Genomic DNA, 17661 nt, shown 5'->3' with positions numbered 1-17661 from the left:
GCCCTCCTTCAAAGCTTGGGCGCGCGCCAGCGCCATGGCGGCGGCGGTCTCGATCAGCACCGGGCCGCCGCAATAGAGGAGCCTTTCGGGCAGCCGCACCTGACGCATTCGCCCGGATATGACCTTGAGAGCCGGATGGGACATGACCCGGTCCGCCCAGCTGCGCGCGCCGGGCGCCGGGACGCCGACCAGCAGCACCTGGGGCGGATCGGCCAGCAGGCGCTCCAGCCCGACATTGCCCAGGTCTTCAAGCCGAAGCGGCGGGCGACATTGTCGAAGCCGGTTTCCGCCATCATCTCGTCGACCAGGGTTCCAGGGCCGGCCGCGAAGCCGTTGGGCTGATAGATCAGCGCCGTCAGCCGCCGCGCGCCGGGCGCGGGCCTGGCCGCCGCGATCGCCGCTCCGATACGCGCGACCAGGGCCTCGCCGCGATCGGGATGGCCGATCAGCCTGGCCACCTCGCGGACCTGGAGGAGGCTCTCGTCGATCGACCTAGGCACCTTGAAGCGCTGGACCGGCACATGCAGGCGCTTGAGCGCGTTGCGCGTCGCCAGCGCCGAGTGCTGGCTGGCCAGGACGAGATCGGGCATGAGGTCGATGACCTCCTCGGCGCTCTCCCAGGTGTAGGGCAGCGTCCGGGCCTGATCCGCGACGGTGGAGGCCCGCGCGTCGCGGGCGTAGTGACTGAGGGCGGCGATCTGGCCGCGGTCGGCCAGGTGGACCAGCATGGCGTCCAGGCAGCTGTTCAGCGACACGATGCGCCGGGGACGTGGCGGCGGCGCGCCCGCCGTCATCGCCAGCGCTCCGCTCACGACCTCCCGGCGATTCACGATGTCACCGCGTGAATATCTCTCTCAAAACGATTGAAATCATTGCGAGAAGGCAGACCAAGGCGAAGTCGATCAGGGCGATCGGCGAAGGGCCGAGTCAGTATCCCCCGCGCGCAGAGCCGCGTGAACAGGCCGTGCGCGTCCGGCGTCTCCACCCAGCGGAAGAGATCGCAGCCGCCGAGCGGCTTGAGACCCGCCTTGGCCAGGACCGTGTCGACCGCGCCGGCCTGGGTGGCCAGCCACGCACGGGTCCGTCCCCGCCAGGCGGCGTCGGCATAGGCCTCTATCCCCAGCGCCAGGGCGTCGGCGCCGATGGGCCAATCGCCGACCAGCGCGCGAAATTCCCGCGCGAAGATCTTGTTTCCAATCAGGAAACCCAGTCGCGCACCCGGCAGGCCATAGAACTTGCCGAACGAGCGCAGGATCACCAGCCGGTCGATCTCCAGCTCGGCGACGCTGAGCTCCGGCGCGACCTCGCCAAAGGACTCGTCGACAACGGTCCAGCGTCCGGCGTCGGAGCGTTCCGCGGCCAGGGCTGCCAAGGTGTCGCGGTCGATGCGGCGGCCGTCGGGATTGTTCGGATTGACCAGCACCAGCACATCGGCGGCGACGGCTCGAGGGTCTTCCAGCGACGTCACGAGGCTTGGCGACGAGGCCGCCCAGCTCTCGGCATGGCCGCCATAGATCGGGGCCAGCAGCGCGACCTCCCCGCCGCCGATCAGACCGGGCAGCAGCCGCAGCGCCGCCTCCGCGCCGGAGGTGGCGACCACGCGGCCGGGGTCGGCGACGCCGAAAGCGCGCGCGGCGATCGTCTCGAGTTCGGCGAGCTCACGCGGGTCCGGCAGCCGGCGCAGGGCGTCGGCCGGCGCCCGCTGGCCCGACCACGGCTCGGGATTGATCCCGGTCGACAGGTCCAGCCAGGGACGCGGCGCGTCCGGAAAAGCGGCCATCGCCTCGCGGAGACGGCCGCCGTGCCGGAAGGCGCCGATGGTGGAGATCGACGCCGACATCAGCCTAGAAACGCGCCCGCAGGCCCACGAAGGCCCCGCGTCCCGGCGCGCCGTAGTTCAGGATGGTCTGGTAGTCCTTGTCGAACGCGTTCTCGACCCGGCCGAACACCTCTAGGGTCTCGCTGATCGGATAGGCCGCGCGCAGGTCGACCAGGGTGTAGTCTTTCACCACCTGGGTGTTGGCGTCGTTGTTGTAGGTCTTGCCCACGTAACGCACCGCCACGGTGGTCGACAGGCCCACCGGCCAGCGATAGGTCGCCGACAGGTTGCCCATGTTCTTCGGGCGGCGGGTCAGCTGCTTGCCCTTGCTGGCGCCCGAGGCGGACTCGGCGTCGGTGTAGGTGTAGTTGCCGGTGATGGTCAGGGCCGTGGTCGGCTTGACCTCGCCGATCAGCTCCAGGCCCTGGGCCTTGGTCTTCTGGACGTTGTCGTAGTAGCCGAAGCGGAAAGCGCCGTTCGGATTGCACAACGCCGTGGTCGAGCCCGAGGCGCACGAGAAGAAGCGGATCTCGTTGTCGGCCTCGCGGTGGAACCAGGTGGCCGAGGCGCGGGCCTTGCCGCCGAAGAAGCGCTGCTCGACGCCGGCGTCCCAGCTGTCGAACTCCTCCGGCGCCAGGGTCAGGTTGCCGTACTCGCTGTAGAGCTCGTAGAGGCCCGGGGCGCGGAAGCCCTGGCCGAAGCTGGCGCGGAGGACGGTGTCGCCCTCGTTGAGCGCCCAGGCCGCCGCGACCTGCCCCAGGGTGTGGCTGCCATAGGTGTCGTGATCCTCGTAGCGCAGCCCGCCCGTCAGGGTCAGGCCCTTCACCGGCTCGACCTGCAGCTGGCCGTAGAGGCTGTCGACGCCGACGCGGCCGGTGCTGAACACCGGGTTCGGCTTGGCGACCGTCGGCGAGCGCGTGCGCATGCGGGCCTTCTCGGTTTCGGCGCCGAAGGTGGCGGTCCAGATGTCCGAGATGGCGAACACGCCCTGATATTCGAAGCGCTTGTTCTTGCCGGCGGCGTCGAAGGTCAACGGCGCGGCTGGGCGGGCCGGGTTGAGGTTCTCCCGGTCGGTGTCGGTGTAGGCGTAGCCGAGGCGGTTATTCCAGCGGCCGTCCAGCAGGGCGAAGTTCAGGCCGGTATAGACGACCAGTTCCTCGGTGCGGCCAAATTCGGGGCTGTCGCCGTTGAAGGCGTCGAAGTCATTCTTGCCCTTCGAATAGACCGAGCGCACCTCGGCCGAGACGTTCTCCGTCAGCGCCACACGAACGCGGCCCGACAGGCCGGTGTTCTGGTAACCGTCCTTCTCCTTGCCGACCTTGTACGAGGAGAAGCCGTCTGTGGTGTAGTAACCGCCGGCCAGGCGCCAGGTGATCTTGTCCGAAGCGCCGCCGACGCCGGCCCGCAGGTAGCCGGTCTTGCGCGCGCCGCCTTCGGCCTCGATCGAGCTGGTGAACGGGACGGTGGGATCGGCGGTGACGATATTGACCACGCCGCCGATGGCCTGGCTGCCCCAAAGCGTCGACTGGGCGCCGCGCAGCACCTCGATGCGCGCGATGTCGCCGACCAGCAGGTTGCCGCTGTTGAAGCCGCCCTGGGTCGAGGACGGGTCGTTCAGCTTGACGCCGTCGATCAGCACCACGGTGTGCTGGGTCTCGGCGCCGCGGATGTTGAGGCCGGTCGTCGCGCCGGGTCCGCCGTTGCGGGTGAAGCTGACGCCCGGCGTCTGGGCCAGCAGCTCCGTGACCGAGATGGCCTGACTGGCCTCGATGGCGGCCTGGGTCAGGACGGTGACCGACGCGCCGACCTTCTCGATCGGCTGGACGGTGCGGGTCGCGGTGACCACCAGTTCGGCGACGCCGTTGGCGCCGACGGCGCCGGCGACATCGGCTTCCGGGGCCTTCTGCTCGTCGGCCATGGCCGGACCGGCGACAAGGATCGTGGCGAGCGCGGTGGAGCTCAGAAACGTTCGGATCATGTTTCAATCTTCCCAGTTGAACGACCCGCGCGCCTGACCGCGACGCCCCGCCAGCTGGACAGCCGCGATTACGCCCCGGACCGTCGCGCGGCCCTTTTGACTGTCGTTTCGCGGGAGATCCCGTTCGTTCGGCGCACCCCGGCCGAGCGATGAACGACTGCGCCGGGCAGGTCTCCTGGCTCGCGGGTCGTCGCTCTTGGCGTCGCCTTCCCAGGATCCGAAAGACCCCAGTGGCATGTGACGCTAGAACTCGCCGCTTACAGTTGCGGGGGCAGCCGAGGTGTTGAACCTCGTTCCCTTTTAATCCTCTTTCGAGGAGCCTGACGCGCGGCCAGCCCTATAGACTGCGCCGCGCACGGTCAATGTGGAGCTTCCATGACGTCGATCCTGGTGCTGGGCGGAGCCCGTTCCGGCAAGAGCGCCTTCGCCCAGAAGGCGGCGGAAACCGTCGCTGGAGCGGCGCGTCCGGTGCTGATCGCCACTGGCCAAGCCTTTGACGACGAAATGGCCGAACGCATCGCCCGCCACCAGGCCGACCGCGGCGAATCATGGACCACGGTGGAGGCGCCGCTGGCCCTGGCCGAGGCGATCACCGCCCTGCCCCCTCACGCCGTGGCCATGGTCGACTGCCTGACCCTTTGGTTGTCCAACCTGATGCTGGCCGAGCGGGACGTGGAGGCGGCCGTCACAGCCCTAGTCGACGCCGTGGCGGCGTGCCCCGCCCAACTCTGGCTGGTCAGCAACGAGGTCGGCCTGGGCCTGGTGCCGAAACTCCGCTGGGCCGGCGGTTTCGGGATGAGGCCGGCCGGCTGCACCAGCAGCTGGCCCAGACGGTCGACGAGGTCTATTTCGTGGCCGCCGGGTTGCCGCTGAAGCTGAAGCCACAGGGGTGAATTCCCGTCTGAGCGCGGGCGTTGAAGCCCTCTCTCATGGAGAGAGGGAGGGGCCCGCGCCGCAGGCGTGGGAGGGTGAGAGGTTTCACCGATAGCCGGAGAAAACCGAGATCTCTCAGCCACTTACCTCGCCATTGCCTTGTCCGGAGAGGGCGTAACCCTCACCCTCCCATGCTGCGCATGGGCCCCACCCTCTCTCAAAGAGAGAGGGGTTCATGGGGATCGCGCGAGCATTCACGGCCTTGCGTCCCCGGCCGCGAAACCTGCCGTATTCTCTACCCACCTCATCGCGAGGAAAGGGCGCGTGGCCAGCGACCGTTGCGGCGACGGGGGGCGATCGAGCGGGCGCGCTCGTCGGCGCGGGGGAGACTCCGCAACTGCGCCATCCCCACGGTAGTCGACCCTGGAACACAGAAACGACGGTGGATGCAGGCCGAGGAGAGCGACAGAGGAGCTGAAAGGTTCCTGACCGGGATCAGGCTACGCGGCCTGACCCGCCCGTCGGAGGCTTCAAGGGTGTCGGGGTGCGAACAGCATCACGGCGTCACGCTTCCGGAAAACGATCGCGCGGAGCGTCGGGCTTCGTCGAAACGGTATTTCTACTTCCAAACTCCGGACGCTGTCCGGCGCTCCGCATCCCTTTCCGCACCTTCAGCGAAGCGATCGCGTGAAGCGGCGGACGCGCGTCTCGATCGCAGGAAGAGGCTGGCGCTCCGCGAACAATGCCCGCAAACTCATTCAAACGGCCGTTCAGCGGCCTTCGAGTGTCCGAGCGCGACCAACAGCGCGGGGAGGAGTAGAGAGATGTCCGAGAGCCCATCAACTCAACGACGGTCTTCGTGGGCCCTGGCGGCCTTCGCCTCGCCTAATATTCCGATCGCCGCGCTTGGCCTCCCGCTCGTGGTCTACCTGCCCGAATTCTATGTCAGCACGGTCGGGCTTTCGTTGGCGGCGGTCGGCGCGGCCTTCCTTTTCGTGCGGCTGATCGACATCTCCCTCGACCCCTTCCTGGGCGGGATCATGGACCGGACCCGCACCAAGCTCGGACGCTTCAGGCCCTGGCTGCTGGGCGGCATGCCGGTGGTGGGAATCCGGGGCGTTGGCCCTGTTCATGGGCCAGCCCGGCGCCAGCGCCTTCTATCTGTGGGGCTGGCTGCTGCTCACCTATGCCGGCTATTCGATGGTCGTCCTGTCCCACACCGCCTGGGGCGGCGTGCTGTCTCGCGACTATCAGCAACGCTCGCGGATCTATGGCTGGTGGCAGGCCGGCAACATGGTCGGCATGATCCTGGTCCTGTGCCTGCCGCCGCTGCTGGTGGGCGTCTTCCAGACCGGTCACGCCGAGGGCGTACGCGCCATGGGCTGGTTCATCGTCGCTTTGCTGCCGATCACCATTCTGATGGCCGTCCGCGTCGTCGGCGAGCCGGCCGCGCCGGTCGCGCGGCACGCGGCCGGCATCAGGCAGTATCTGGCGCTGCTCGGCCGTCCGTCGGTGCGCATGCTTCTGTTCGCCGACCTGCTGATGGGCCTGGCGCCGGGCATAGCCGGGGCGCTGTTCCTGTTCTTCTTCGAGCGGGTGAAGCACTTCGACAAGACCCAGTCGGGCGTGCTGCTGCTGATCTATTTCCTGGCTGGCCTGCTCAGCGCGCCGCTGTGGCCGTTTCTGGCAAAGCGCATCGGCAAGCACCGCGCCCTGTCCGTCGCCGCCGTGATCTACGCCATCGTCCAGGTCGCCACCGTGTTCACGCCGGTCGGCAATTCCGGCATCGGCACGCTCGTCCTGATCCTGGCCGGCATCCCTTATACAGCCGCGCCGGTGCTGGTGCGCGCCATGATGGCCGATATCGGCGACGAGGAGCGGCTCACCAGCGGCGTCGACCGCACCGGCCTGCTCTACGCCATCCTGACCGGCACGGTGAAGCTGGGCTACGCCCTGGCGATCGGGGCCTTCCCCGTTCTGCAATGGATGGGCTTCGACCCCAAGGTTCCGACCGTCTCGGGCGACAACGCGCTGATCGCCATGTACGCCATCGTCCCGGCGACGATGGGATTGGTGGTCGCGGCTGTCATGTTGCGCTATCCGCTGGATGCGACCCGGGTCGCCGAGATTCAGCGCCAACTCGGGGCGCGGGATGCGGCGGAGCGGGACGCCCCCGCAGCGGAGCCGCAAGCCCATGTCCTCCCCCAGCAAGTCCCCGCCCCTGGCCCGGCCGAATGAAGGCTCTCAAGGCGAAGATGGGCACCCCATCTTCCGCCTGGTCGAGATCATGGCCAGGCTGCGCGATCCGAACGGCGGTTGCCCCTGGGACCTGGAGCAGACCTTCGCGACGATCGCGCCCTACACGGTCGAGGAGGCCTACGAGGTCGCCGACGCCATCGAACGCAACGACCTGCCGGAGCTGCGCGACGAGCTGGGCGACCTGCTGCTGCAGGTGGTGTTCCATTCGCGGATGGCCGAGGAACTGGGCGCGTTCGACCTGAAGGACGTGGCGGCGGCCATCTCCGACAAGATGATCCGCCGGCATCCACATGTGTTCGGCGATCACGCCTACGCGGACCTCTCGGCCCAGGTCGCTGGCTGGGAAGAGCTGAAGGCCCAGGAGCGCAAGGCCAAGGCCAAGACCGGCGTGCTGGACGACGTGCCGGCGGGAACTCCCCGCCCTCACCCGCGCCGTCAAGCTGACCAAGCGCGCGGCCCGGGTCGGCTTCGACTGGCCCTCGGCCCGCGAGGTGCTGGACAAGCTGCGCGAGGAGACCGCCGAGATCGAGGTCGAGATCGAGGCCGGCGACATGGCCAAGGCCCGCGAGGAGCTGGGCGACATCCTGTTCGTCTGCGCCAACCTGGCCCGCAAGCTCGACGTCGACCCCGAGGACGCCCTGCGCGCCACCAACGCCAAGTTCACCCGCCGCTTCGCCTTTGTCGAGGCGGGCCTGGCCGAGCGCGGCAGGACGCCCGACCAGTCCGATCTGGCGGAAATGGACGCCCTGTGGAACGACGCCAAGGCGGCGGAGAAGAAGGGTTAGTCGCCGCCCTTAGTCCACGGTCCCGACGACGGCGCCGGGGTACTGGCGTTCGAACCGGCCGAGCGCCTGGCTGTCGAGCCGGGTGACGATCATGACGTCACCGTCCGGACCGTCGTAGCGGCTCAGCACGCGACCGTTGCGATAGATCCAGGCGATGGCCTGGCCATCCTGCGCCTTCAGCTGGATCTCGACTGGCGGGGAGTCGTCGATCAGGCCGCTGATCCGGCGCAGCAGGGCCTCGCAACCCTCGCCGGTGACGGCCGACACCGTCGAAGCCTCCTTGCGCCGGGCATGGCCCTCGATGACCTCGCGATCCTCCTCGGACAGCAGGTCGATCTTGTTCCAGACCTCGACGACGGTCTTGCCCTCGTCAAACGTCACGCCCAGCTCGGCCAGCACGGTCTCGACGTCGCGGGCCTGGGCCTCGCTGTCGGGATTGGCGACGTCGCGAACGTGCAGCACCACGTCGGCCTCCTGCACCTCCTCGAGGGTGGCGCGGAAGGCCTCGACCAGCTCGTGCGGCAGGTCGGAGATGAAGCCGACGGTGTCGGACATGATCGCCGGCCGCCCGTCGGGCAGCTTCACGGTGCGCAGGGTCGGGTCCAGGGTCGCGAACAGCATGTCCTTGGCCAGGACTTCCGCCTCGGTCAGGCGGTTGAACAGCGTGGACTTGCCGGCGTTGGTGTAGCCCACCAGGGCGACCGTCGGATACGGGACCTTCTTGCGGGCGCTGCGGTGCAGGGTCCGCGTGCGGCGCACCTCCTCCAGCTCCTTCTTGAGCTTGAGGATGTTGTCGCGGATCAGGCGGCGGTCCAGTTCGATCTGGGTTTCGCCGGGACCACCGGTATTGCCGGTGCCGCCGCGCTGCCGCTCAAGGTGGGTCCAGGTGCGGACGAGGCGCGAGCGCTCGTACTCCAGCCTGGCCAGCTCGACCTGCAGACGGCCTTCCCGGGTCCGGGCCCGGCGGGCGAAGATCTCGAGGATGAGGCCGGTGCGGTCTACGACCTTCACCTCCAGCGCCTTCTCGAGATTGCGCTGCTGGATAGGCGTGAGCTGGTCGTCGAAGACGGCGACGTCGATGTGCTCGACCTCGCAGATCGCCGCGAACTCCTCGACCTTGCCCTTGCCGAACAGCGTGGCGGGCGTGACGGCGCGCAGCGGCGCGATCATCGTCTCGACGACGTCGAGATCGAGGGCGATGGCGAGGCCGACGGCTTCCTCGAGCCGGGCGTTGGGGTCCCGGGCCTCAAGGGCCGCCTGGCCGCGCAATTGCCGCGCCGGATGGATGACGAGCGCCTTCAGGATCGGCGCGGCGTGGTCAATCGACCTGGATGTGGATTTGGACAAGCGTCTCTAAATTCAGTCGTCGGAGTCGGCGCTGGGCTCGTAGAGCTGAACAGGCTGAGCCGGCATGATGGTGGAAATGGCGTGCTTGTAGACCAGTTGCGACTGGCCGTCGCGACGCAGCAGGACGCAGAAATTGTCGAACCAGCTGACCACGCCCTGCAGCTTCACGCCGTTGACGAGGAAAATGGTGAGCGGCGTCTTCGACTTGCGCACGCTGTTCAGGAAGGTGTCCTGAAGGTTTTGCTTCTTCTCGGCAGACATCGGGGGTTCCCCTCTCGTTGTTTTCGGAGGGCAACACGCCCCCCACACAAACAAGGCCATGCTAGAGGATTTTTCACTGAAAGCGACAAGCGCGCAGCGAAAATTTCCGCGAGGCCGTTCGCCCTCAAAACGTTTGGACCGAATATTGCTCCGATCTCAGACGGCTTTGAGGCGCGCTCGCTCCATATAGGAACGCCGCAGGCCGATCGCCACAGGCCCCGGCTGACCGTCGCCCAGCTTGACTCCGTCGATCTGGGTGATCGGCGTGACCAGGGAGCCAGCGCCCGTGATGAACGCCTCCTTGGCGGCTTGCGCCTCGGCGATGGTGAACGGCTTCTCGCTGAACGGCAGGCCGGTTTCGCGGATCACCTCCAGCAGGGTCGAGCGGGTCACGCCGCGCAGGATGTTGGCGTTGGTGTCGCGGGTCCGCAGGGCGCCCTCGGCGTCGATGATCCAGGCGTTGGACGACGCGCCCTCGGTCACCAGGCCCATGTCATCGACGAACCAGGCCTCGAGCGCGCCGCGCTCACGCGCCGCCTGCTTGGCCAGGACGTTGGGCAGCAGGCCGATCGACTTGATGTCGCAGCGGCCCCAACGGTTCTCGGGGACCGAGATCACCGAAGCGCCCTTGGCGGCCTTGGCCTCGGCAGCCGAGCGATCCAGCGACTTGGCGGTGACGACGATCGCCGGCGGGACGGCCGGATTCGGGAAGGCATGGTCGCGCTTGGCGACGCCGCGGGTGATCTGCAGATAGCAGAGCCCCTCCTTGACCTTGTTACGGCGCACCGCCTCGCGCAGGACCATTGTCAGTGACGCCTGGCTCATGGGGTGGGCGATGCGCAGCGCGTCGAGACTGCGCCACAGGCGAGCGAAGTGGCCCTCGGCGTCGGCCAGCTTGCCGTCGAACACGGCCCAGACCTCGTAGACGCCGTCAGCCAGCTGATAGCCGCGATCCTCGATCGGCACGGCGGCCTCGCCGTGACGCACGAAGCGGCCGTTCACATAGGCGAAACGCGACATCTACTCTTCCTCTTCCGCCCGGGCCCCGGCCACGCCCAGGGACTTGAGCTTCCTGTGCAGCGCCGAGCGCTCCATGCCGATGAAATTGGCGGTGCGCGAGATGTTGCCGCCGAACCGCAGGATCTGGGCGTTCAGGTACTCGCGCTCGAACAGCTCGCGGGCCTCGCGCAGCGGCAGGGCGATGATCCGCTCGGCACCGATCGCCCCGGCGTTGCCGGCGCTGGGCTGGTCGGCGCCCGCCAGCATCTCGGCGGTGATCACCTCGCCTGGTTCGCCCGAAGCCAGGATCAGCATGCGCTCGACGTTGTTGCGCAACTGGCGGACATTGCCGGGCCAGGTCTGCACTTGCAGCGTGGCCAGGGCGTCTTCGCCCAGGCGACGGCGCGCCAGGCCGGTGGCCTCGCTGATCTTGTCGACGAAATAGGCGATCAGCTCGGGAATGTCCTCACGGCGCTCGGCCAGGCCCGGCACGCGCACCGGCACCACGTTCAGGCGGTGGAACAGATCCTCGCGGAAGCGACCGCTGGTGATCTCGTCGCGCAGATCCCGCGAGCTGGACGAGATCACCCGCACGTCGACCTGGACATCATTGTCGCCGCCAACCCGCCGGAAGCGCTGCTCCACCAGCACCCGCAGGATGCGGCCCTGAGTCTCGCGCGGCATGTCGGCGACTTCGTCGAGATAGAGCGTGCCGCCATGGGCGCGTTCGAACACGCCGATCTTGCGCGGACGACCGCCCTCGCCTTCCTCGCCGAACAGTTCGACGTCCAGCCGCTCGGGGGCCATGCCCGCGGCGCTGACGGCGACGAACTCCTGCTTGGCCCGGGCGCTGGCGCCGTGGATCAGGCGGGCCACCAGTTCCTTGCCGGACCCGGGCGGGCCGGAGACCAGGATGCGGCTATTGGCCGGCGCCACCTTGAGAATCAGCTGGCGCAGGGCCTGAGCCGGCGCCGACTTGCCGATCAGGCCATCCGGCGTCAGGGTCTGGGTCCGCAGCCGGCGGTTCTCGCGGCGCAGGCCCGCCGCCTCCAGCGCCCGCTCGACGATCATCAGAAGCCGGTCGGACTTGAACGGCTTTTCCAGAAACTCGTAGGCGCCGCGCTTGATGGCGCTGACCGCGGTTTCGATATTGCCGTGACCCGAGATCATGATCACCGGCAGGTCAGCGTCCAACCCCTTGACCATGTCCAGCAATTCCAGACCGTCCATGCCGCCGCCCTGCATCCAGATGTCCAGGACCAGCAGGGCCGGCTTGCGGGCCCGGATCGCGGCGAGGGCCTGATCGGAATCGGCGGCCGTCCGCACCGCGTAGCCCTCATCCTCAAGGATGCCGGCCACCAGCTCGCGGATATCGGCTTCATCATCGACCACAAGAACGTCGGCGCTCATATCATCTCCTCGGCGCCACTCTGGTCCGCATAGTTGGGGACCGTGGCGTGCAGTCGTACAGTCGTCGGGAATTTCAGGATCACGCGGGCTCCGGGAAGCTCGCGGGCGTCGGTCAGGGCCAGGCCGCCGCCGTGGTCCTCCATGATCCGCTTGACGATGGCCAGGCCCAGGCCTGTCCCCTTCTCGCGGGTGGTCACATAGGGCTCGGTGAGGCGATCGCGGTCCTTGGCGGGCAGGCCGACGCCGTTGTCCTCGATCGTCACGCACAGTTCGTCGGCGTCCGAACTGAGGATCGCGGTGATACGGCCCTTCAGGTCGGGATCGGTCAGTCGGCGCGCGCCGACCGCCTCACCGGCGTTCTTCAGGATATTGGTCAGAACCTGACCGATCATCCGTTCGTCGCAGGTGATCCAGACGTCCTCGCCGCCCGGTTCCCGCAGCTTGACCTCGATCTCGGCGTCCTGGAACCGCTGGGCGAAGACCGCCTGACGCAGCATCTCGGTCAAGTTGGCCGGCTCGAAGCGCGGCGCCGGCATACGGGCGAAGGCGGAAAACTCGTCGACCATCCGGCCGATATCGCCGACCTGGCGAATGATCGTCTCTGTGCAGCGGTCGAAGGTCTCAAGGTCGCTGGCGATTTCCTTGCGATACTTGCGCCTCAGGCGCTCGGCCGACAGCTGGATCGGGGTGAGCGGGTTCTTGATCTCGTGGGCGATGCGGCGCGCGACATCCTTCCACGCGGCGTTGCGCTGGGCGGCCATCAGGCGGGTGATGTCGTCGAACGTCAGAACGAGGCCTTCGGCCACGTGGCCGGCGGCGCGCACTCGCAGTCGGCGAGTCTCGCCCTCGCGCTGAATGTCGACCTCGACGTCGGTGTCCGGACGGCTCTCCTGCAGCGCCTCCATCACCGTCTCGAACTCGGGCGCTAGCTGGATGAGGTCGGTTCCAAGGGCGCCCTCCGGCAGGCCCAGCAGGGTCACGGCGCGACGGTTGACCGCCGAGACCTTGCCGTGCTCGTCCAGGCTGATGACGCCGGCGCTGACGCCCGACAGCACCGTTTCGATGAACAGACGGCGGCTCTCCGCGTCGAGGCTGGCAGTCTTCAGCGCGGCCTGCTGCAGCTGCAGTTCGCTGGTCATCATGTTGAAGGCGTTGGACAGCGCCCGGATCTCCTCGGGGCCGGTGTCGGCTTCCACCCGGGCGTCGAGGTCGCCGCCGGAGACACGGCCCGCCGCCTCGACCAGGCCCGCCACCGGGCCGGCGATCGAGTTGGCGGCGGCGATCCCCACCCAGATGGCCGCCACGAGGACCAGCAGCGCCGTCTCCAGATAACTGAGGCCGAAGATCGCCTGGATCCGGCCGCGGCTGCGTTCGGCGTCACGGTACGAGACCAGGGCGTCCTGAGTCTCGATCAGGTGGGTCAGGATGCCTTTTTCGATCGGCCGGACGACATAGAGATAGGCGTCCGGAAAGCCGTTGAGCTTGTAGAGCGCTCGGAAGAGATCGGTCGAGACGAAGCGCTGGGCGGTGACCTCGCCGCTGTCCGTGGCCTGATAGCTGGACGGCGGCGGCGCCAGGAACGGCGGTGCGTCGCGCAGTTCGGCCCGGGCCAGGACGCGGCCGTCACGGTCGAGGATGTAAGCGGCGGCGAAGCCGTTGTTCCTGGTCTCGTCCGCCAGGAAGTGCCCGAACGCGACTGGCGAATGGGCCAGGGCCGGCGCGGCTTCGTTCAGATTGGCCGCCATGGGGCCGATGTGCTCGGAGATATAGTTCTTCTGCTGCTCGACATACGAGATCGCGACCTTGGCCGAGTTGCCGACCACGGTCTGGACCCGCTGGCTGAACCAGCCGTCCACGCCGCGGTTGACCAGCACCCCGAAGAACAGCGCCACGATCACCGCCGGGGCCACCGCCGCCAGCGAGAACAGGCCAACGAAGCGCAGGTGCAGGCGGGCGCCGGCGTCGCTGGCGCGGGCGTCGATCAGGTCGTAGAGGCGCAGGCCCACCACAGTGGCCACGCCCAGGATCAGCACCAGGTTGAAGCCCAGCACGACCAGGATGACCGTCGAGGCGGTGCTGATCGAATCGGTCTTGGGCGGCGACGAAGCCAGGGCGACGCTGGCGACGGTCAGGATCACCGCCAGCGCGTAGGCCCCGCCGGTCAGGTACCGCGACCGCAGAAGCTCTCGCCACCAGGCCCGGCTGAACCGGGTCGGCGGGGCTTCCGATCCCGTCGCGTAAGCCACTGAAGACATCGCCACGGAGTTTAGGAGCGTGTGTCCTAAATTCAACAGCTATGTGCTGAGAAAGCTTCAGCGCCTATCTGCGACCGCGCGTCATCTCCACGCCCAGGTCCTGAATTCTTCTTACGCAGGGTGTTGCGGTTCAGGCCGAGGATTTCGGCGGCCCGGACCTGATTGCCCCGCGTCGCCGAAAGGGTCAGCTGGATCAGCGGACGCTCCACCTCCTCCAGGATGCGGTCGTACAGGCCGGGGGGCGGTACGCCGTCGGGCTGATCGGCGAAGTGCGAAGCCAGATGGCGCTCGACCAGCATGGACAGGGTGAGCGGCCCCTCCTCCGAGCGGACGGCCGGGGTATGATCCTGCAATTCGCGGTCGACGATGCGGGCGGTGATCAGCTCCTCGGCATAGAGGGCGCACATCCGGCGCATCAGGTTCTCGAGCTCACGGACATTGCCCGGCCAGGGATGGGTCTTCAGCCGGTCGAGAGCGCTTTGGTCGATCGTCTTGGCCGGCAGGCCTTCACGGGCGGCGCGTAGCAGGAAGGTGCGCGCCAGGTCCGGGATGTCCTCGGCGCGATCGCGCAGCGGCGGCAGACGCACCGGCGCGACATTCAGGCGGAAGAACAGGTCCTCGCGGAACAGCCCCTGTTGGATCAGGCCGCGCAGGTCCCGGTTCGTGGCGGCTATGATCCGCACGTTGGGGCGACGGCCCGTCTTGGGATTGATCACAGGCTCGGTGCCGTCGATCACGCGCAGCAGGCGGGTTTGGGCGTCCAGCGGCATGTCGCCGATCTCGTCCAGGAACAGGGTGCCGCCGTCGGCCTCGATCAGCCGGCCGTTGTCGCCTTCGCCGCGTCCGAACAACTCGGTTTCGACCCGCTCGCGCGGCACCGCGGCCAGATTGATGACCACGAACTTGCCGTCGCGGCGGCGACCCAGCTCGTGCAGGGCCCGGGCGACCAGCTCCTTGCCGGTGCCGCTTTCGCCCAGGATCAGGACCGTCAGGTCGGCGCCGACCAGCCGGGCGATGGTGCGATAGACCTCCTGCATCGGCGCCGAGCGGCCGATCAGCGGCAGGCGCTCATCGCGCATGGCCCGGGCCTGGGCCTTTGAAGCCTCGGCGTCGGCCGGCCGCGACAGGGCCCGGCGCGCCGCGGCGGTGACGTCGTCGAGATCGAAGGGCTTGGAGACGTATTCGAACGCTCCCGCGTCGGCGGCGTTGACCGCCGTCAGCAGGGTGTTTTGCGCGCTCATCACGATGATCGGGAGCTTCGGGTCGCTCCTTGCGGATGCGCGGCAGCACGTCGAACACATTCTCGTCCGGCATCATCACGTCGGTGACGACCAGATCGCCCTCCCCGTCCGTGACCCACTTGAGCAGAGTGGTGGCGTTGCCGGTGGCGCGGACCTGATAGCCGAGACGGGTGAAGGCCTGGCTGAGCACCAGACGCACCGAGCTGTCGTCGTCGGCGATCAGAATCTTCTTGCTCGCGGCGTTCATGCTCAGGCGTCTCCGAAGGCGGTTTCAGTGTTCGAGTTTTCCGGGGCGACGGGCAGCAGCACGCGGAAGACGGTGCGGCCGGGCTCGGACTCGAAATCGATCAGACCGCCGTGGGCGGTGACGAGCTTGGTGACCAGGGCCAAGCCCAGGCCCGTGCCATTGGCCTTGGTGGTCACGAAGGGTTGGAACAGATGATCGCGCAGGCTGGACGGCACGCCGGGGCCGTTGTCGATCACCTTGACTTCGATCGGCGCGCCGCTGGCGGTCTTGCCGTCGGCGCCGCGCACGCGGACGCCAGGGCGCCAGGCGGTGTGGATCGAGATCTGGCCGCGATCGTCGCCCCGCATATGGGCGGCCTCCGCCGCGTTCTTGGTCAGGTTCAGGAAGACCTGGATCAGGTGATCCTCGTCGCCCCACACGGGCGGCAGCGACGGATCGTAGCTTTCCTTCAGCGTCAGGCCGTCGGCCACGCCATTAGCGACCAGGGCCCGGACGCGGTCCAGCACCTGGTGGATGTTGACCGGCTCGCGCGGCGTCGGCGCCGCATCGGAGAAAGCCTCCATGCGGTCGACCAGGCGGCGGATCCGATCGGTCTCGTCGACGATCAGCTGGGCCAGCGGCTGGTCGACGGCGCTGGCGCCGGTCTTCAGCAGCTGGGCCGCGCCGCGAATGCCGGCCAGCGGGTTCTTGATCTCGTGCGCCAGCATCTTGCCGAGACCCACGACCGAGCGAAGGCCCGCCGCGTCTGCGGCCTTGTCGACACCCAGGACGCCCTTGACGTGCAGGGTCAGCAGCACCGAACCGTCGCCCAGCGGGACGGCGGCGCCGTCGGCCTCGAACGGCGGCTGACCGAACAGGTTGACCTCGACGCCGTGCTCGCGAACCAACGCGCCTTCGAAGATCGCGCGGTCCAGCAGCGAGACCAGCACCGAACCCGGCGGCAGGGCGGCGCGGAAGCGGCCGCGGGCCAACAGCGACAAGCCGTGGCCGAACAGCGCCTCGGCGGCCTCGTTGACCGCCACGAGCCCACCATCGCGGTCCACCACCAGGGCAGGCTCGGGGCTGAGATCGAAGGCGGCGGCCTTCAGGGCCTCGGGCGTGAGGCCACCCAATACGCGGGCATGGTCGGTCATGCGGCTAATCTCCCGCCCGCCAGCCAGAGGTCGCGCAAGGCGACCTCAACGGCGGCGGGGTCCTCCAGGCGGCACAGAGTCGCGCGAGCGGCTCGACGCGCCTCGGCCGTCCCCGGCCAGGGCGCGGCTTCGATGTACGAGGCCAGGTGCTTGCGAAACATCTTCAGCCCCAGATTCTCGCCGTAAAACGTCAGGCTGCGTCGGAAATGGGTAAGCGCGATGGCCAGTCGCTCTTCGGCTTCGGGCTCGGCGAAGCCGCGGCCTTCGAGCGCGGCCTCGATCACGCCGGCGATCCAAGGGCGGCCATAGACGCCCCGGCCGATCATCACGCCATCGGCGCCAGATTGTTCGAGCGCCATGCGGGCGCTGTCGCCGTCGACGATGTCGCCATTGACCAGCACCGGCACCGAGACGGCCTTCTTGACTGCGGCGACAGCGGTCCAGTCGGCGACGCCCTTGTAGAATTGGTTGCGGGTGCGGCCGTGCACCGTGATCGCCTTGGCCCCGGCGGCCTCGGCTCGGCGGGCGATATCAGGCGCATTGAGGCAATCGACGTCCCAGCCCAGGCGCATCTTCACCGTCACGGGAACGGCGACGGCCTTGACGGCGGCGGCGACGAGCGCTTCGGCAAGGTCGGGCTCGCGCATCAGAGCCGATCCGCAAGCGACCCCCTTGGTGACCTCCTTGGCCGGGCAGCCGAAGTTCAGATCGATGATCTCGGCTCCGGCTTCCTGAGCCATGCGGGCGCCCTGGGCCATGAAGGCGATGTCGCGGCCGACCAGTTGGATCACGGTCAGCGGCAGGCCGTCGCCGACCGCCGCGCGGCGCACGACATCCGGCCGCCCCCGCGCGAGCTCCGCGCTGGCCACCATCTCCGTCGCCACGTAAGGCGCGCCGAGCGCCGTGGCCGTTTCTCTAAAGGGCAGGTCCGACACCCCGGTCATGGGCGCGATCCACACCCGACCGGGAACTTCGACCCCGCCGACCTCGAGCGTGTTGCTCATTTTATGATCATCCCCACAGCATTCTTTTTAGGCACATTGTGCAGCGCAGT

General features: G+C 68.3%; 11 protein-coding genes, 4 pseudogenes and 1 riboswitch. Of the genes and pseudogenes, 4 read left to right on the top strand and 11 right to left on the bottom strand.

The features are described 5' to 3' along the window. Positions 1-53 precede the first annotated feature (53 nt). The 3 genes from ACHMW8_RS19790 to ACHMW8_RS19780 are packed head-to-tail and all read right to left on the bottom strand — an operon-like array spanning position 54 to position 3797. Entirely contained in the window at positions 54-812 is a 759-nt protein-coding gene (locus tag ACHMW8_RS19790) for an ABC transporter substrate-binding protein (RefSeq protein ID WP_395443494.1), read from the bottom strand. 14 nt (positions 813-826) lie between these two features. Next, the gene (locus tag ACHMW8_RS19785; protein WP_395443493.1) at positions 827-1840 is read right to left on the bottom strand and encodes a threonine-phosphate decarboxylase; all 1014 of its coding nucleotides are present in this window, start codon (positions 1838-1840) and stop codon (positions 827-829) included. Between the two features lie 4 nt (positions 1841-1844). Continuing rightward, positions 1845-3797, bottom strand: a complete 1953-nt coding sequence (locus ACHMW8_RS19780; RefSeq protein WP_395443492.1) for a TonB-dependent receptor plug domain-containing protein — start codon at positions 3795-3797, stop codon at positions 1845-1847. A 147-nt stretch (positions 3798-3944) separates the two neighbouring features. Beyond that, a riboswitch (cobalamin riboswitch) is annotated at positions 3945-4136 on the bottom strand. A 36-nt stretch (positions 4137-4172) separates the two neighbouring features. Between ACHMW8_RS19780 and cobU the strand changes: the two are divergent. The 4 genes and pseudogenes from cobU (at position 4173) to mazG (ending at position 7714) form a co-directional block, all read left to right on the top strand. Further along, positions 4173-4690, top strand: a pseudogene (cobU, locus tag ACHMW8_RS19775) (bifunctional adenosylcobinamide kinase/adenosylcobinamide-phosphate guanylyltransferase). 36 nt (positions 4691-4726) lie between these two features. Further along, positions 4727-5722 (top strand): annotated as a pseudogene (locus ACHMW8_RS19770) (MFS transporter); the annotation flags it as partial. Positions 5723-5789: 67 nt separating this feature from the next. Continuing rightward, positions 5790-6908 (top strand): MFS transporter, encoded by a 1119-nt coding sequence (locus tag ACHMW8_RS19765; RefSeq protein WP_395443491.1) that lies wholly within the window; start codon positions 5790-5792, stop codon positions 6906-6908. Further along, positions 6865-7714 (top strand): annotated as a pseudogene (gene mazG / locus ACHMW8_RS19760) (nucleoside triphosphate pyrophosphohydrolase). Before ACHMW8_RS19765 ends, mazG begins: the two are co-directional and overlap by 44 nt. Before the next feature lie 9 nt (positions 7715-7723). Here mazG and hflX read toward each other — a convergent pair. The 8 genes and pseudogenes from hflX to dusB all read right to left on the bottom strand — a co-directional run bounded on the left by hflX (position 7724) and on the right by dusB (position 17611). Continuing rightward, positions 7724-9061 carry a GTPase HflX gene (gene hflX / locus ACHMW8_RS19755; RefSeq protein ID WP_125158439.1) on the bottom strand — a complete coding sequence of 446 codons (1338 nt, stop codon included), beginning with the start codon at positions 9059-9061 and terminating at the stop codon, positions 7724-7726. Between the two features lie 12 nt (positions 9062-9073). Beyond that, positions 9074-9322 carry an RNA chaperone Hfq gene (gene hfq / locus ACHMW8_RS19750; protein ID WP_013079113.1) on the bottom strand — a complete coding sequence of 83 codons (249 nt, stop codon included), beginning with the start codon at positions 9320-9322 and terminating at the stop codon, positions 9074-9076. Positions 9323-9478: 156 nt separating this feature from the next. Continuing rightward, positions 9479-10342 (bottom strand): D-amino-acid transaminase, encoded by an 864-nt coding sequence (locus ACHMW8_RS19745; RefSeq protein WP_395443490.1) that lies wholly within the window; start codon positions 10340-10342, stop codon positions 9479-9481. Further along, entirely contained in the window at positions 10343-11731 is a 1389-nt protein-coding gene (gene ntrX / locus ACHMW8_RS19740; protein ID WP_125158441.1) for a nitrogen assimilation response regulator NtrX, read from the bottom strand. Beyond that, a complete protein-coding gene (locus ACHMW8_RS19735) occupies positions 11728-13986 on the bottom strand; it encodes an ATP-binding protein (RefSeq protein ID WP_395443489.1) in 2259 nt (752 codons plus the stop codon). Before ACHMW8_RS19735 ends, ntrX begins: the two co-directional genes overlap by 4 nt. A 64-nt stretch (positions 13987-14050) precedes the next feature. Continuing rightward, positions 14051-15474, bottom strand: a pseudogene (locus tag ACHMW8_RS19730) (sigma 54-interacting transcriptional regulator). 2 nt (positions 15475-15476) lie between these two features. Next, positions 15477-16607 carry a nitrogen regulation protein NR(II) gene (locus tag ACHMW8_RS19725; protein WP_125158444.1) on the bottom strand — a complete coding sequence of 377 codons (1131 nt, stop codon included), beginning with the start codon at positions 16605-16607 and terminating at the stop codon, positions 15477-15479. Then, positions 16604-17611: a tRNA dihydrouridine synthase DusB gene (gene dusB, locus ACHMW8_RS19720; protein WP_395443488.1), complete on the bottom strand. Its 1008-nt coding sequence runs from the start codon at positions 17609-17611 to the stop codon at positions 16604-16606. Before dusB ends, ACHMW8_RS19725 begins: the two co-directional genes overlap by 4 nt. Positions 17612-17661: the final 50 nt, after the last annotated feature.

The sequence above is a fragment of the Caulobacter sp. UC70_42 genome, assembly GCF_044056025.1.
Classification (GTDB): domain Bacteria; phylum Pseudomonadota; class Alphaproteobacteria; order Caulobacterales; family Caulobacteraceae; genus Caulobacter.
This window is presented reverse-complemented; position numbering and strand designations above follow the sequence as displayed.

What these genes read in the sequence shown, in the direction of transcription:
- ACHMW8_RS19785 (WP_395443493.1), bottom strand. Translation starts at nt 1,840, where the DNA reads ATGTCGGCGTCGATCTCCACCATCGGCGCCTTCCGGCACGGCGGCCGT.
- ACHMW8_RS19780 (WP_395443492.1), bottom strand. Translation starts at nt 3,797, where the DNA reads ATGATCCGAACGTTTCTGAGCTCCACCGCGCTCGCCACGATCCTTGTC.
- hfq (WP_013079113.1), bottom strand. Translation starts at nt 9,322, where the DNA reads ATGTCTGCCGAGAAGAAGCAAAACCTTCAGGACACCTTCCTGAACAGC.
- ACHMW8_RS19745 (WP_395443490.1), bottom strand. Translation starts at nt 10,342, where the DNA reads ATGTCGCGTTTCGCCTATGTGAACGGCCGCTTCGTGCGTCACGGCGAG.
- ntrX (WP_125158441.1), bottom strand. Translation starts at nt 11,731, where the DNA reads ATGAGCGCCGACGTTCTTGTGGTCGATGATGAAGCCGATATCCGCGAG.
- ACHMW8_RS19735 (WP_395443489.1), bottom strand. Translation starts at nt 13,986, where the DNA reads ATGTCTTCAGTGGCTTACGCGACGGGATCGGAAGCCCCGCCGACCCGG.
- ACHMW8_RS19725 (WP_125158444.1), bottom strand. Translation starts at nt 16,607, where the DNA reads ATGACCGACCATGCCCGCGTATTGGGTGGCCTCACGCCCGAGGCCCTG.
- dusB (WP_395443488.1), bottom strand. Translation starts at nt 17,611, where the DNA reads ATGAGCAACACGCTCGAGGTCGGCGGGGTCGAAGTTCCCGGTCGGGTG.